Origin of the sequence: Pseudarthrobacter sp. fls2-241-R2A-127 (assembly GCF_030209355.1) — a bacterium.
Classification (GTDB): domain Bacteria; phylum Actinomycetota; class Actinomycetes; order Actinomycetales; family Micrococcaceae; genus Arthrobacter.
Genome location: NZ_JARVSF010000005.1, coordinates 90,335 through 105,002, shown reverse-complemented (window position 1 = coordinate 105,002; position 14,668 = coordinate 90,335). Strand labels below are relative to the sequence as shown.

General features: G+C 67.5%; 12 protein-coding genes. 9 read left to right on the top strand and 3 right to left on the bottom strand.

Annotated elements, in window-relative coordinates; genetic code table 11:
* Positions 1-47: 47 nt before the first annotated feature.
* The 3 genes from sucB (at position 48) to QRN53_RS02975 (ending at position 2,906) form a co-directional block, all read left to right on the top strand.
* Positions 48-1,775, top strand: a complete 1,728-nt coding sequence (gene sucB / locus QRN53_RS02985; protein ID WP_285242536.1) for a 2-oxoglutarate dehydrogenase, E2 component, dihydrolipoamide succinyltransferase — start codon at positions 48-50, stop codon at positions 1,773-1,775.
* A 181-nt stretch (positions 1,776-1,956) separates the two neighbouring features.
* Positions 1,957-2,328: a hypothetical protein gene (locus QRN53_RS02980; protein ID WP_285242535.1), complete on the top strand. Its 372-nt coding sequence runs from the start codon at positions 1,957-1,959 to the stop codon at positions 2,326-2,328.
* A gap of 149 nt (positions 2,329-2,477) precedes the next feature.
* Entirely contained in the window at positions 2,478-2,906 is a 429-nt protein-coding gene (locus QRN53_RS02975) for an OsmC family protein (RefSeq protein ID WP_285242534.1), read from the top strand.
* A gap of 85 nt (positions 2,907-2,991) precedes the next feature.
* Here the strand turns inward: QRN53_RS02975 and QRN53_RS02970 are convergent, their stop codons facing one another.
* Positions 2,992-6,537 carry a S41 family peptidase gene (locus QRN53_RS02970; RefSeq protein WP_285242533.1) on the bottom strand — a complete coding sequence of 1,182 codons (3,546 nt, stop codon included), beginning with the start codon at positions 6,535-6,537 and terminating at the stop codon, positions 2,992-2,994.
* A 73-nt stretch (positions 6,538-6,610) separates the two neighbouring features.
* Here QRN53_RS02970 and QRN53_RS02965 point away from each other — a divergent pair, with 73 nt between their 5' ends.
* Positions 6,611-7,513, top strand: coding sequence for a TIGR01777 family oxidoreductase (locus tag QRN53_RS02965; RefSeq protein WP_285242532.1), 903 nt, complete (start codon positions 6,611-6,613; stop codon positions 7,511-7,513).
* A 43-nt stretch (positions 7,514-7,556) separates the two neighbouring features.
* Here QRN53_RS02965 and QRN53_RS02960 read toward each other — a convergent pair whose 3' ends face one another.
* Positions 7,557-9,239, bottom strand: coding sequence for a protein kinase domain-containing protein (locus QRN53_RS02960; RefSeq protein WP_285242531.1), 1,683 nt, complete (start codon positions 9,237-9,239; stop codon positions 7,557-7,559).
* Between the two features lie 137 nt (positions 9,240-9,376).
* Here QRN53_RS02960 and lipB point away from each other — a divergent pair, with 137 nt between their 5' ends.
* The 4 genes from lipB (at position 9,377) to QRN53_RS02940 (ending at position 12,367) form a co-directional block, all read left to right on the top strand.
* Positions 9,377-10,045: a lipoyl(octanoyl) transferase LipB gene (lipB, locus tag QRN53_RS02955; RefSeq protein WP_285242530.1), complete on the top strand. Its 669-nt coding sequence runs from the start codon at positions 9,377-9,379 to the stop codon at positions 10,043-10,045.
* Positions 10,042-11,061, top strand: coding sequence for a lipoyl synthase (gene lipA, locus QRN53_RS02950; RefSeq protein WP_285242529.1), 1,020 nt, complete (start codon positions 10,042-10,044; stop codon positions 11,059-11,061). The genes lipB and lipA overlap by 4 nt, the downstream gene beginning before the upstream one ends.
* An 89-nt stretch (positions 11,062-11,150) precedes the next feature.
* Positions 11,151-11,903: a DUF4191 domain-containing protein gene (locus tag QRN53_RS02945; protein WP_018763580.1), complete on the top strand. Its 753-nt coding sequence runs from the start codon at positions 11,151-11,153 to the stop codon at positions 11,901-11,903.
* A gap of 110 nt (positions 11,904-12,013) precedes the next feature.
* Entirely contained in the window at positions 12,014-12,367 is a 354-nt protein-coding gene (locus tag QRN53_RS02940; RefSeq protein ID WP_285242562.1) for a DUF3817 domain-containing protein, read from the top strand.
* Positions 12,368-12,379: 12 nt separating this feature from the next.
* Here QRN53_RS02940 and QRN53_RS02935 read toward each other — a convergent pair whose 3' ends face one another.
* The gene (locus QRN53_RS02935; RefSeq protein WP_285242528.1) at positions 12,380-12,817 is read right to left on the bottom strand and encodes an RDD family protein; all 438 of its coding nucleotides are present in this window, start codon (positions 12,815-12,817) and stop codon (positions 12,380-12,382) included.
* 298 nt (positions 12,818-13,115) lie between these two features.
* Between QRN53_RS02935 and glnA the strand changes: the two genes are divergently transcribed.
* The gene (gene glnA, locus QRN53_RS02930) at positions 13,116-14,540 is read left to right on the top strand and encodes a type I glutamate--ammonia ligase (RefSeq protein WP_285242527.1); all 1,425 of its coding nucleotides are present in this window, start codon (positions 13,116-13,118) and stop codon (positions 14,538-14,540) included.
* The last annotated feature ends 128 nt before the right edge of the window (positions 14,541-14,668 follow it).

Genomic DNA, 14,668 nt, shown 5'->3' with positions numbered 1-14,668 from the left:
GGCAGCAATCATTCGCACAAAAGATCAATAAGGAGAACGGGGACGACATGTCTGAATCCGTTAACTTGCCCGCCCTCGGTGAGAGTGTCACCGAAGGAACCGTCACCCGCTGGCTCAAGCAGGTAGGTGACCGGGTAGAGGTGGACGAGCCGCTGCTCGAAGTCTCCACCGACAAAGTAGACACTGAAATCCCCTCTCCTGTAGCTGGCGTGATTGAAGAAATCCTGGTCGCTGAAGATGAGACCGCAGAGGTGGGCGCACCGCTGGTGCGGATCGGCGACGGCTCCGGCGGCGGTTCCGCGCCTGCCGAGGAAGCCCCCGCCCAGGAAGCTCCCGCCCAGGCCGAGGCCGCACCGGCCGAACCTGAGGCAGCCCCTGCACAGGAGGCTCCCGCCCAGGCCGCTCCGGCTGCCGGTGGCGAGAGCCACGAGGTCACCCTCCCCGCCCTCGGCGAAAGCGTCACCGAAGGCACCGTCACCCGCTGGCTGAAGGCCGTGGGCGACTCCGTCGAGGTCGACGAGCCGCTGCTCGAAGTTTCGACTGACAAGGTGGACACCGAGATCCCGTCTCCGGTAGCCGGCACCCTGCAGGAAATCCGCGTTGGCGAGGACGAGACCGCCGAGGTCGGTTCAGTGCTAGCCGTCATCGGCTCCGGCGCCCCCGCCGCTGCCGCCCCGGCTCCGGCCGCTGCACCGGCACCCGAAGCCCCCAAGCAGGAAGCACCCAAGCAGGAGGCACCGAAGCCCGCCGCGGCGCCCGCGCCTGCTGCTGCTCCCGCACCGGCTGCCGCTCCGGCGGCACCTGCGGCTCCCGCAGCCCAGGAAGCAGCCTCCGCCGGCGGCTCCGAGTCCGGTTACGTCACTCCCCTGGTCCGCAAGCTCGCCAACCAGCACAGCGTTGACATCTCCTCGCTGTCCGGCACCGGCGTGGGCGGCCGCATCCGCAAGCAGGATGTCATCGCTGCTGCTGAAGCCAAGGCCGCTCCGGCCACAGCACCGGCTGCTGCCCCGGCAGCATCGGCTCCGGCTGCATCCGGCGCAGCAGCGTCCTCGCTGCGTGGCACCGTCCAGAAGGCTCCGCGCATCCGCCAGGTCATTGCCCGCCGCATGCGTGAGTCGCTGGACATCTCCACCCAGCTGACCCAGGTCCACGAGGTGGACATGACCAAGGTCGCCAAGCTGCGCGCCCGGGCCAAGAACTCGTTCCAGGCCCAGAACGGCTCCAAGCTGACCTTCCTGCCCTTCATCGCCAAGGCCGTCGCCGAGGCCCTGAAGCAGCACCCGAAGGTCAACGCCTCCTACGACGAGGACAAGCAGGAGATCACTTACCACAACGCCGAGCACCTGGCGATTGCGGTGGACACGGACAAGGGCCTGCTGGTTCCGGTCATCGCCGACGCCGGCAACCTGAACCTGGCCGGCCTGGCCGGCAAGATCGCCGACGTCGCCGACCGCACCCGCAGCGGAAAGATCGGCCCGGACGAGCTCTCCGGCGGAACCTTCAGCATCACCAACATCGGTTCCGTAGGCGCCCTGTTCGACACACCGATCATCAACCAGCCGCAGGTCGCAATCCTGGGCACCGGTGCGATCGTCAAGCGCGCCGTGGTGGTTTCGGACGAGAACGGTGACGACTCGATCGCCATCCGCTCGATGATGTACCTGTCCCTGACGTACGACCACCGCCTGGTGGACGGCGCGGACGCAGGCCGGTTCCTCCAGACCCTGAAGGCACGCCTCGAAGAAGGCGCGTTCGAGGCGGACCTGGGGCTCTAGCAGCCAACCGGCTTCACGCCACGAAGCAGTCATGACGGCGGTGCCGGGCACGGATGGGTATCCATCCGCAGCCCCGCACCGCCGTCGTGGTTTAACCCGGGGCCGCTGCGCGGCGGCACCGCCATGCCGTCGCAACGCGCCTCTGCTACGGGCCGTAGAAATGTCTGGCTAAGCTGGAGCCATGACTATTCTCTTGAACATCCTCATCTTCCTGCACGTGGTGGGCGCTGCCATGATCGTGGGCTACTGGATTGCCACCATGCGTACCCCCACCGTGCACCCGCGCCAGCGTGACGGCGCCTTCCTGCAGCTGCTGACGGGCATCGCCATGATGGGCGTCCTCCCCGTCCTGCACAACCAGGATCCTGCGCAGTTCGGCGAGCTGAACTATGCGAAGCTGGGCATCAAGCTCGTCATCGCCGTCGTTGTGGCAGTTCTTGCGGTCATTGGAACGCGCAAGGTCAAGAACGGCCAGCCGGTTTCCACCGGCCTCGCGCACGGCGTCGGCGGCCTGGCCCTGGTCAACGTGGCCATCGCCACCCTCTGGCAGTAGGCCCGCGGCACCCCGCGGACGTGCCGGCCCGGTCATAATCCTCTGAGAGCGGACAACCCGTGCACCGGGCGCGCACGGTCCCTAGGATGGGAACGGCGGGCCCGGCAGCGGCTGCACGGCCCGGATTCGAACCGACGTTGAGGAGAGACATGGCGACAACACGCAACGCGCACACTGTATGGAACGGAAGCCTGACCGAGGGTTCGGGCAACACCACCCTGGACAGCTCCGGCCTGGGCACCTTCGATGTCACCTGGAAGGCGCGCACCGAGGCCGCCGGCGGAAAGACCAGCCCGGAAGAGCTGATCGCCGCTGCGCACTCGGCATGCTTCTCCATGGCGTTCAGCCACGAACTGAGCCAGGCCGGCTTCACGCCGGAGGAAGTCAACACCAAGTCCGAGGTCGGCTTCCAGCCGGGGACCGGCATCACCGGTAGCCACCTGACCCTGAATGCCCGTATTCCCGGCATTTCGGAAGAGGACTTCCAGCGGATCGCCGAGGCAGCGAAGAAGGGCTGCCCGGTGTCCCAGGCCCTCGCCGGCATCGAGATCACCCTGGATGCCACGCTGCAGGCTTAGGCCATGCAGGACTAGACCACGCGAAAAGGCCCTGCGCCGCCGGACGTCCGGCGGCGCAGGGCCTTTTCTTTTGCCGCGGGTGACCTTAGGCCGTGGTCGCCGCCTGGCTGCCTTCCCGGCGGGGCGGGAGCGGCTCCGGCTTCAGGCGGCGGTAGCCCGAGCGCGCCGGCGGCCGGTCGGTGGGCAGTTCCTGGATCATTTCCTTCAGGGCGCCGATGCCGTACTCGAGCTGGGGATCGCGCCCGGCGGCGTAGGCGTGGGGCGGGTAGGTCACCTCGATGTCCGGATCCACGCCATAGTTTTCGACGCTCCAGCCAACACCGCCGCCGAACCACGTGGCGTACCTGGGCTGGGTGACGCCTGTGCCGTCGGCCAGGGAGAAGCGGTTGTCGATGCCCACCACACCGCCCCAGGTCCGCGTCCCGATCACGGGGCCAATCCCCCGCAGTTTGGAGACCTGGGTGATGATGTCGCCGTCCGAGCCAGCGAATTCGTCGGCGAGGATGATCACCGGCCCGCGCGGAGCGTGGTGCGGATACGTCCGGGGCTTCTCCCCGCGCGGCATGCTCCAGCCAGTGACCTTGCGGCCGATCAGCTCGGCGACGAGCTGGGACGTGTGGCCGCCGCGGTTACGGCGCACATCGACAATGAGTCCGTCCAGCGCGGTTTCGGTGTCCAGGTCCCGGTGCAGCTGGGCCCAGCCATTGGCCATCATGTCCGGAATATGGAGGTACCCGAAGGTTCCGTCGGACGCCTCCCGGACGGTGCGGCGGTTGCCGGCAACCCATTCCTGGTACCGCAGCCGTTCCTCGTCCTTGACAGGCACGACGGCGACCCGCCGCTGGGTGCCTGCAGCGCCGCCGTGTCCCGGGCCGTTGAGAAGCGTCAGCTCCACCGCGCGGCCTGCGGCTCCCACCAGCTGCATGGCCGGGGTGACGGCCTGCGACAAGGGGACGCCGTCGACGGCCAGCAGGATATCCCCTGCCCTGGCGCTGACGCCCGGCCGGGTCAGCGGTGACGTGGCGAGCGGATCGGAGGACTCGCCGGCCAGGATGCGGGTGATCTCCCAGCCCTGGGGTGTGTGGGTGAGGTCGGCTCCGAGCCGGCCCTGCCCGCGGCTGCCCCGTTCGGTTACAGCGGCCGGGCGCACGTACGCATGGGATGTGCCGAGTTCGCCGTGCAACTCCCACAACAGGTCCACCAGGTCGTCGTGCGAGCCCAGGCGGTCCACCAGGGGACGGTACCGGCCGCGGATCGATTCCCAGTCCTGGCCGGCCATGTCTTCGGTCCAGAAGAAGTCGCGCTGCAGGCGCCAGGCTTCGTCGAACGCCTGTCCCCAGACGCTGAGCGGGTCCAGCAGGGCCCTGATCCGGCCCAGGTCCACCTTGACGGCCTTGCCGGATTCCTCTTCCGCCTTCGCATCGGACGGAACGGCAGTGACCTGCTTGTCCGAGACCAGGACCACCTTGCTGCGGTCCCCGGACAGGCGGTAGCTGTCCACGGCATCCACCAGCGTGGCCTGCTTGCGCCGGGCAATGTCGTAGCGGACCAGGCTCGGGCGGGCGTCCTTGTCCTCCTGGCTGGCTTTGCCGTCGCCGGTCACGCCGGTAAGGACGGAGTCCAGCCACAGGAGTGCGCCGTCAACAGCCTTCAATGAGCTGTAGTTGCCCTGGGGGACGGGAACGCCGATGACGCGGTGCGCCAGGCCCTCGGCGTCGACATGGACGGCGGCTGCACCGTCCTGCGGCCCTTCGCCTGCGTCCGGGCCGTCCTTTGCGGTTTCGGTTGCGCTCTCCACGCCTGCAGGATCCACCGATGGGCCAAAGGGCGACGGCGTGTCAGCGGCGAGTGCCACCAGGTAGGGCTTGATGGGGCTGGGGAAGGAGAGGTCGAAAGAGTGCCCGTCGTAGACGGGGTCGAAGCTGCGGTTGGAGAGGAAGGCCAGGAACTTGCCGTCCGGGGTGAAGGATGGTGAGGCGTCACGGAAGCGCCCGTCCGTGACCTCCACGGGGTCGGCGTCGAGGCGGTCCACGGTGGCCAGGCGCAGGCGGCTGCGCGAGCCGAAGGACGTGACCGGTTCCGACCATGCCAGCCAGCGCGAGTCCGCGGACCAGGCCAGCTCGGAGATGCTGCCTTCGCCGATGCTGGCCACGCGCGTGAGGTTGCCGGTGCGGGTATCGGCCACATGGACGTCGCCGAACGAGGTGCCCAGGGCTATCCACCGGCCGTTCGGGCTGGCCTCGAGTGAGCTGGCACGCGACGGCGTGGGGACAGTGATGCCGGTGTCCCCCTCATCTTCGGTGCTTTCCGCCTCGGCAGGCTGGTCCTGCGGTGCGACGTCGGCCTGCTGGTCGTCGTCGGCCGGAACATGCTGGTTGCCGCCGGCAAGCACGGCGGCACCGGAGGCCGGGACCGGTTGCGGCAGGCTGACCGTTTCAGGGCCTTCCCCGCCGGGTTGTCCGTCGCCGGCGGGGTCGCCCGCGGCGGAACCCGGAGCGGCATTTGCGTCCTGTGCCGTCGCCTGCGGGGCCGCGTGCGGGACAGGTGCTGCGATGTCCTTGATGTGCAGTGCCTCGACGCCGTCGTGGTCGGCAATGTAGGCGATGCGGCCGTCGCCGAGGGGCCTGGGCAGGCGGCCGCGGACGCCAGGGGTGGCTTCAATGATCCGGGAGGGCCCGTCCTTGTGGCGTACCCAGTGGATGGTTCCGTGCGATTCGACGGCGCTGGCGGCACCGGTGGTATCGGGTGCCACCGCGCCCAGGTGCTTCGCCGCGTCGAGGAGGGCCGGACGCCTGGTTTGCGAGGCGGAGCCCAGGGAGATGTCCAGTTTGACGGCGTCCGACCCGAGGTCGTTCAAGACCCAGAGTTCACCGGCGGATTCAAAGATGACCCGCTTGCCGTCCGTGGCGGCGTGCCGGACGTAGAAGTCCTGGTGGTCGGTGTGCCGGCGCAGGTCCTGCCCGTTGGGCAGCACCGAGTAGAGGTTGCCGTAGCCCTCATGGTCGGAGAGGAAGGCGATCCGGCCATCGACCCAGAGGGGGTCGGCGAGGTTGCCGTCCAGGTCCGGCAGCAGCCGCTCAAATTCACCGTTGCCGTCGTTGTCGATCCACAACTTTCCGGCCGTGCCGCCGCGGTACCGCTTCCACCATGCCGGTTCGCGGGACAGCACGGAAGCCAGCACCACCGGCCGTTCGTCACCTACTTCGGGGGCGAACGCCACGGATTCGACCGGGCCGTACGGCAGTTCCTGGGCCCACCCGCCGTCCAACGGGACACTGTAGGCGTAAGTGTGGCGGCTTTCAGCCTGCCGGAACGCACTGGTGACCACCACGGAACCGCCGGCGGTGAACCCCTTGACCCGGGTGCTGCTGTGCCCGAAATACGTGAGTTGGCGGTACCCGCCGCCGTCGACCTGTGCCGAGACAACCTCCGGCGCCGTGCCCTGCACCACTGTCCACACCAGCCGCTTGCCGTCCGGGGTGAACCGCGGGTTGCGGGCCGGGAGCTGGAGGGATGAGACGCGCCAGGCCCGGCCGCCGTCCAGGGGCGCGATCCACACGTCGTCCTCGGCCACGAAAGTGACCAGGTCGCCGTGCAGATGCGGGAAACGGAAGTAGCTCGAGGAAGTCATCGTTCGATCATAGTCAACCACCGGCCGCCCCCGCGGGAAGTGCCGGAGCCGCGCTGACGTGGTGAGATGGACCATGCACATCGTCATGGCCGGCGCCTCCGGGCTTATCGGCACCTCTATGTCCGCAGCCTTCCGCGACGCCGGCCACTCGGTGGTGACACTGGTCCGCCGCCAGGCCGCCGGCCCGTCCGAAATCAGGTGGGATCCGGCGGCCGGCACCCTGGACCCCGGCGCCCTTGCCGGCGCCGACGCCGTGGTCAACCTGGCCGGCGCCGGCATCGGCGACAGGCCCTGGACGCGGCGCAGGGTCGAAGAGTTGTTCAGTTCGCGGCTGGCACCCACCAGGACCCTGGTGCAGGCCATGGCGCAATTGGAGACCCCGCCCGCCACCTTCATCAGCCAATCGGCCTCGGGCTTCTACGGCGACGCCGGCAACACCGTCCTGCGCGAGGACGCACCTGCCGGTTCGGGCACCTTGTCGCAGATCTGCATCGAGTGGGAACGGGAAGCGAACCTGGCGCCCGAGGGCGTGCGCGTGGTGACACCCCGCACCGGGGTGGTGTTCAGCCGTTCCGGCGGCGCACTGGGCAAGCTGCTCCCCTTGTTACGGCTGGGCCTGGGCGGCCCGTTCGGCAACGGCCGGCAGTTCTGGCCGTGGGTGACGCTTCCCGATGTCTCGGCTGCCTTCCTGTTCCTCCTCGAATCCCAGGTTGCCGGGCCGGTGAACGTTGCGGCGCCGGAGCAGGCGGACGTCAATGCGATCGTCGCAGCTCTGGGCCGTGCCCTGCACAGGCCTGCCGTGCTGCGGGTACCGGCGCCCGTGCTGCGCACCGTAATGCCCGGGCTGGCCGAGGAGCTTCTGCTGTTCAGCCAGCGGTTGGAACCCGCCGTCCTGTCGGCGGCCGGCTTCCAGTGGCAGCACGGCAACCTTGACGCCGCGGTCCGCTGGGTCGCTGGGAGGGACAGCGGCAGCTGACCCGGGGTACCGATGCCGGACAACCGTCTCTCCGGTACCCTTTTCACCGGCCCGGGAGGATGTCGCTGATCCTCCACCGGCCGTCCACGGACACCAGGACCAGCCTGAGCCGCTGGGCCGGGCTGGCCGCCCCGGCCGCCAGTACCTCGCCCCCCGGGCCCTTTGCCTGGTAGCCGGAGGATGCGGACGTCAGCCCCACCACGGCACGGCCCTGCGCCGGCACTGTCTCGGGCGTGACGTCCGAGACCGTGGTGGCGAACCCGTCCAGGCGCTGACCGGACGCACCCAATGCCACGGCAATTTCCTGGTCCTCGGCGGCGGCGGCCGAACCCGGCGCGTTGACGGCTGCCAGCAGGTCCATGCTGCCGGTGTTGAGGGCATAGTCCCGCAGGGCTGCCAGCCCCCGCACGGCAACCTCGGGATCGGCGGCCGCAGCCTGCAGCCGGGCCTCATCAAGCGCGGTGGTGCGGCTGCGGCCGCCGTCATGGCTTGGCGCGGGGGGAACCGACGGAGTGAGGGCAGCGGAGTCCACCGGCACGGCTGGTGCGGCGTCGCCGGGCCAGGGTCCGGCACCGGCGGCTGCGGACAACCATAAGATCGCCGCCGCCGCGGCGCCCGCTGCCGGCAGTACGAGCCGGGCCGGCAGCCGCGGGATGCGCAGGGCCGGGGCCCCGGCTGGCCCGGCCGCATGTTTTCCGCGGGGTGCTGCATCGGCCGAGGACAGCGGCGGCAACGGTCGGGACCGGGCCCGGGCCAGGGCCTGGGCCTGGACTACCGGACCTGACCACCGGAACGTTGAGGCCCGCCGATGCAGGGTCCGGAGTTTCCTGCCCAGCGCCGTGCCCTCGGACGAAGCGGGCAGGCTCCGGCGGGTGAGCAGCTCCGTCAGGACCGTGGGATGGACGGCAGCCGAGAGGTCAACCGGCAGCGGCGCCGCGCTGCGGTAGACGGCGGTACCCAGCGCCATGGCAGTAGGCCGCAGCCGGCGGTCCTCGTTCAACCCCTGTTCGAGGGCTGCGGCAAGTTCTTTCGGCACCCCGGGAACCAGCAGGGACAACGGCGGCCGGTCCAGCGTGCGGCCGGGCACCTCGCCGGTCAGGCAAAACCAGCCAATCGCGGCCAGCGAGAAGACATCGCGCCCGGGCTGAAGCCCCGCGCGGACGGCATCTACCGGTGACGGGTCAAGGAAGCCGCCGGTTCCAGCCGCAATTGCACCGCCCGGATCGCCGAGCATCCGGGCCACCCCGAGGTCGGACAGCATCGGTTTCCCTTGCCCGGTGAACAGGATGTTTCCGGGCGCAACGTCCGAGTGAGTGAACCCTTGCGCGTGCAGGTAGCCCAGGGCCTGCGCTATGGGAGTCAGCACGGTAATGGTCTCCCCCACACTGAGCTTGCCCCTGGACGCCACCAACTGGGCCAGCGAGCCACCCGCGGCGTAGTCCATCGTGAGGGCTGTCACCGGCCCCGGCCCCGCCACGCGCACGGCATCGTGGGCCCTGATGAGGTGCGGATGGTCCAGGACCGAAAGAATGCGGATTTCCCTCCGCACTTCCTCCTCCGACATGGCTTCTCCCCGGGCCCCCGTGCTTTGGCCACGGAAGCACTTCAGCGCGACGTCCCTCCCCGTGCGTTGTTCCGTCGCCAGCCAGACGTCCGCGCTGCCTCCGCGGCCCAGCAGCCGTCCGACGTCGTAGCCCGGAACCTCCGGCACCTGTGCACCATCCATGGTCCATGTCTACCGGAATCCCCGAAGGGCTGCAGAAGTTATCCACAGGTCCTGGCCGCTGCAGTCACATTGGGTGCCTCCGGTGAGCTTGGACACTAAACCGGGCCGGAGCGGCTTCGGGGTCTAAGCTGGATCCCATGACTCTTGAGTTTTCACGGCTGGGTCTGGCCCCCGACTTCGTTGACTACATGGAAGGCTGGGAAGCCCAGCGCGAACTCCATGAAAAAGTCGTCGCCGGAGATGCCCCCAGCACAGTCTTGCTCCTTGAACACGCTGCCGTTTACACGGCGGGCAAGCTCACCGAGGACCACGAACGGCCTTTCGACGGCACGCCGGTCGTCGCAGTAGACCGCGGCGGTAAACTCACATGGCACGGCCCCGGCCAACTGGTGGCCTACCCCATCCTGAAGCTGAAGAACCGTGCCGGCATCCGCGACTACGTGGAGCGACTCGAAGAGATCATGATTACGGTCATGGCGGATTACGGCATCCATGCTGAACGCATCAAGGGACGCGCCGGCGTCTGGATCAAGGCGGACGCCAAAGGACCCGACCGCAAGATTGCCGCTATCGGCATCCGGGTCCTGAATGGCGTCACCATGCACGGCATCGCCATCAACTGCAGCAATGACCTCGCCCCGTACGGCCAGATCATTGCCTGCGGCATCACCGACGCCGGGGTGACCACCATGTCCGTGGAAACAGGACGGGATATCCGTCCGGCCCACATCGTGGACCGGTTCGTGGAGGAATTCCACAAGCACGAAGAAGCATTGGTTTCGAGCCCTGAAGGAGCTCTACTGTGACATTGGCACCTGAAGGCCGGAAGATGCTGCGGATCGAGCAGCGCAACGCTGCCGTCCCGGTGGAGCGTAAGCCGGAGTGGATCAAGGCCAAGGTCCAGATGGGCCCGGAGTTCGTCCAGCTCAAGAACCTGGTGAAGAAGGAAGGCCTGCACACCGTCTGCGAAGAGGCCGGCTGCCCCAACATCTTCGAATGCTGGGAAGACAAGGAAGCGACCTTCCTGATCGGCGGCTCCGAATGCACCCGCCGCTGCGACTTCTGCCAGATCGACACCGGCAAACCCTCCCCCGTGGACATGTTCGAACCCACCAAGGTGGCCCGCTCGGTCCAATCCATGGCCCTGCGCTACGCCACCGTCACCGGTGTGGCACGCGACGACCTTGAAGACGAAGGCGTCTGGCTCTACGCCGAAACCGTCCGCAAGATCCACGAACTGAACCCCGGCACCGGCGTCGAACTGCTCATCCCCGATTTCTCCGGCAACCCGGAGCACATCAAGGCGATCTGCGACTCCAAGCCCGAGGTCTTCGCGCACAACGTCGAAACCGTCCCCCGGATCTTCAAGCGGATCCGCCCCGCGTTCCGCTACGACCGCTCCCTGGACGTCATCACCCAGGGCCGCAACCACGGGATGGTCACCAAATCCAACCTCATCCTGGGCATGGGCGAGACCCGCGAGGAAATCTCCGAAGCCCTCCGCGACCTGCACGAGGTCGGCTGCGACCTGATCACCATCACCCAGTACCTCCGCCCGTCCGAGCGCCACCTGCCGGTGGACCGCTGGGTCAAGCCGCAGGAGTTCGTGGAGCTGCAGCAGGAAGCGGAGGAGATCGGTTTCCTCGGCGTCATGTCCGGCCCCCTGGTCCGCTCCTCCTACCGTGCCGGCCGGCTCTGGGCCACCGCCATGCGCAAAAAAGGCCGCGACATCCCCGCCGAACTCGCCCACATCGCCGAAGGCATCCAGGACTCCGGCACCACCCGCCAGGAAGCCGCCACCCTCCTCGGCGCACATTCCTGACCTGCCCCTGCGCGGACTGGCTACGGGCCGGACACCGGAAGATTCCGGCGTCCGGCCCCGGCGTTTAAGTCACGTAGAATTGAGGCACTATGGCTAAATCCCCTGACTCCAGCAACTCCACCCCGGCGGGCCCAAGCGCGGTGAAGCGCGGCCTCTTCTCGCGCAAGCCGAAGGAAGCGAAGGCCAAGAAGCCCAGCAGGCTCAAGCAGATCGGCGAGGTCTTCACCATGACCCGCCGCCACGACCCCATGGTTCCGTGGCTGATGCTCCTGGTGTTCCTTGGTGTTGTGGCCGTGAGCTTCCTGGTGGGCTTCTGGCTGGATAACTGGATCACAGGCCTGATCATCGGTATTCCGCTGGGCCTGCTGGCAGCCACATTCATTCTCTCCCGCCGGGCCGAACGGGCAGCGTTTGCGCAGATCGAAAACCAGCCCGGCGCCTCCGGTGCCGCGTTGGGCACGCTGCGCCGCGGCTGGATTACCGAGGAACAGCCCGTGGCTGTGAACCCGCGCACGCAGGATGCCGTGTTCCGTGCGGTGGGCCGTCCCGGCGTCGTCCTTGTCAGCGAAGGCCCCACCCACCGCGTGAAGCCCCTGCTGGATGCCGAACGCAAGCGCCTCGCCCGCATTCTGCCCAACGTTCCGGTCCACACCATCCAGACCGGCCACGGCGAAGGTCAGGTCCCGCTGAGCCAGGTTGCAAAGAAGATGGGCAAGATGAAGAACGAACTGACCAAGCTGGAGGTCAGCACCGTGTCCAAGCGCATCGCTTCCATGGGCACGCGCCTGCCGATCCCCAAGGGCATCGACCCCTACAAGGCCCGTCCCAACCGCGGACGCTAGCCGGCAGAACGCCCCGGTCCCGGTACAGCCGGCCGCCGGGGCGTTTTTTGTTGCCGCCAAACCGGCGGCACGTGACGGACCGTGCACCCAACAACGACAGGAACACCACCATGCCGCTGAGGACCACCGTGACCCGGGTTTTCCGGGTCCTCGCCATCGCCGAAGCCTGCAGTTGGGCTGCACTGCTGGCAGGGATGTACTTGAAATGGATTGCCGGAACCACAGAGGTTGGCGTCCAGGTGGCGGGGCCGGTCCACGGCGCCCTGTTCATTGGCTACGGGCTGGCAGCGCTGACGCTCTGGCGCGTTCAGCGGTGGCCTTTCAGAGTGGCGGCACTGGCAGGCTTCTCCGCGATCTTCCCGCTCGCGACCATCCTGTTCGAGCGCTGGGCCGGACGCCGCGGCTACCTTGGCACCGCCCTGACGGAAGGCTCGAGGGACAGCCTCGCGTCCAGCCACGCCTGACCTTACGGGCGCCTACCGGCGGATCAGCAGCGTATTCATGGCCTTGTCGTGGAGGCCGCGCTGGTCGGGGTCGAAAATGACGGCAGGGATGAACAGGCACAGCAGCACCGTCCTCACCAGGGCCGCGAGCGGTCCGGGGGTGCCGCCGCCCGGCCTCACCACGGCAATGCCCATGACGCGGTGGCCGATGCTGTAGCCGAGGGTTCCCACCAGCAGGATCTGCTCGATAGCGAAGACCCCCAGGGTCGCCCAGGAGTCGCCGCCGAAGGCAAAGTTGCTGATCAGCAGCGCGATGCCCCAGTCGATGAAGATCGCTGCGATCCTGCGTCCCGCCCGTGCAATGGAGCCGGGGCCGGACTCCGGCAGGCCCAGCCGCTCCCCCGGATATTTGGAGATGCCGGAGGTATCCGGTCCGCTGAGCCAGGAACCAATGTCTTTGCGATCTACCACCATCCAAGCCTACCGGCCCCCGCGGCCGGCGGGGACGCCCACAGTGTGGATGGGATTGGACCACACTGTGGACCGGCGATAGCGTTTCCATAGCAGGTCCATAGCAGGGCATTCTGTAACCTGCCCGAAACAATGCGGACACGGACGGGAAATGCCGAATCCATAGGCTGTGAGAAGTTTCAAGCAATCCCCTCGGCAGGTGTACCAGCAGGGAAAACCTTGCGTTCTCCCTGCCTTTGGATTGCGCTGGACCACATGGCTTGCATGCCAGATATTTACATATGCGTTAGGAGCATAGATGTTCAAGACTGCGGACGAAGTCCTCAAGTTCATCAAGGACGAAGATGTAAAGTTCGTCGATATCCGCTTCACCGATCTTCCGGGCGTCCAGCAGCACTTCAACGTCCCCGCCAAGAGTGTTGACGCCGATTTCTTCGTCAACGGCCAGCTCTTCGACGGTTCCTCCATCCGCGGCTTCCAGGGCATCGCCGAGTCTGACATGCAGCTGATCCCGGACGTGACCACCGCGTTCCTGGACACCTTCCGCATGGAGAAGACCCTCGCGCTGAACTTCTCGATCGTGAACCCGCGCACCGGCGACCCGTACCACCGCGACCCCCGTGGCGTGGCCGAGAAGGCAGAGGCCTACCTGGCCTCCACCGGCATCGCCGACACCGCGTTCTTCGCTCCCGAAGCCGAGTTCTTCGTGTTCGACAACGTCCAGTACCAGTCCTCACCGCAGGGCAGCTTCTACAAGATCGACTCCGAGGAAGCCCACTGGAACACCGGACGCGAGGAAGAGGGCGGCAACCTGGGCTACAAGACCCCTGTCAAGGGCGGTTACTTCCCGGTCTCCCCCACGGACAAGCAGGCTGACCTGCGCGACGCCATGTGTGTTGCCCTGGACGAAGCCGGCCTTGAGGTTGAGCGCAGCCACCACGAAGTCGGCTCTGCCGGCCAGGCCGAGATCAACTACAAGTTCACCACCCTGACCCACGCTGCCGATGACCTGCAGAAGTTCAAGTACGTCATCAAGAACACCGCTGACGCCTGGGGCAAGTCGGTCACCTTCATGCCCAAGCCGGTCTTCGGTGACAACGGCTCGGGCATGCACTGCCACCAGTCGCTGTGGAACGGCGGCGAGCCGCTGTTCTACGACGAGAAGGGCTACGCCGGCCTGTCCGACACCGCCCGCTGGTACATCGGTGGCCTGCTGAAGCACTCCTCCGCCGTCCTGGCCTTCACCAACCCCACGGTGAACTCCTACCGCCGCCTGGTCAAGGGCTTCGAAGCCCCGGTCAACATGGTCTACTCGCAGGGCAACCGCTCCGCCGGTATCCGTATCCCGATCACGGGCTCCAACCCGAAGGCCAAGCGCATCGAATTCCGCGCTCCGGACCCCTCCTCCAACCCGTACCTGGCCTTCGCGGCGCAGCTGATGGCCGGCATCGACGGCATCCGCAACCGCATTGAGCCCCCGGCTCCGATCGACAAGGACCTCTACGAGCTCCCCGCCGAGGAAGCCAAGGACATCCCCAAGGCACCGGGCACGCTGGAGGAAGCCCTCGAGGCCCTGCGCGAGGACAACGAGTTCCTGCAGGCCGGCGGTGTCTTCACCCAGGACCTGATCGACACCTGGATCGAGTACAAGTACGAGAACGAGATCCGCCCGCTGTCGCTGCGCCCGAACCCGTACGAGTTCGAGCTTTACTACGGCGTCTAGCCTGCAGCCTGCCTGCCAGGCCCGCTGACGTAACGAAAGGCGGCCACCGGAACCATCCGGTGGCCGCCTTTTGCGTTCCGGGGCCATGGGCCCACAGGCAAGGAAGAACGGAAAGGTGGGGGCCCGCC

Bases quoted from the DNA above. Each gene is read 5' to 3' on its own strand.
- sucB (WP_285242536.1), top strand. From the start codon at position 48: ATGTCTGAATCCGTTAACTTGCCCGCCCTCGGTGAGAGTGTCACCGAA.
- QRN53_RS02980 (WP_285242535.1), top strand. From the start codon at position 1,957: ATGACTATTCTCTTGAACATCCTCATCTTCCTGCACGTGGTGGGCGCT.
- QRN53_RS02975 (WP_285242534.1), top strand. From the start codon at position 2,478: ATGGCGACAACACGCAACGCGCACACTGTATGGAACGGAAGCCTGACC.
- QRN53_RS02970 (WP_285242533.1), bottom strand. From the start codon at position 6,537: ATGACTTCCTCGAGCTACTTCCGTTTCCCGCATCTGCACGGCGACCTG.
- QRN53_RS02965 (WP_285242532.1), top strand. From the start codon at position 6,611: ATGCACATCGTCATGGCCGGCGCCTCCGGGCTTATCGGCACCTCTATG.
- QRN53_RS02960 (WP_285242531.1), bottom strand. From the start codon at position 9,239: ATGGATGGTGCACAGGTGCCGGAGGTTCCGGGCTACGACGTCGGACGG.
- lipB (WP_285242530.1), top strand. From the start codon at position 9,377: ATGACTCTTGAGTTTTCACGGCTGGGTCTGGCCCCCGACTTCGTTGAC.
- QRN53_RS02945 (WP_018763580.1), top strand. From the start codon at position 11,151: ATGGCTAAATCCCCTGACTCCAGCAACTCCACCCCGGCGGGCCCAAGC.
- QRN53_RS02940 (WP_285242562.1), top strand. From the start codon at position 12,014: ATGCCGCTGAGGACCACCGTGACCCGGGTTTTCCGGGTCCTCGCCATC.
- glnA (WP_285242527.1), top strand. From the start codon at position 13,116: ATGTTCAAGACTGCGGACGAAGTCCTCAAGTTCATCAAGGACGAAGAT.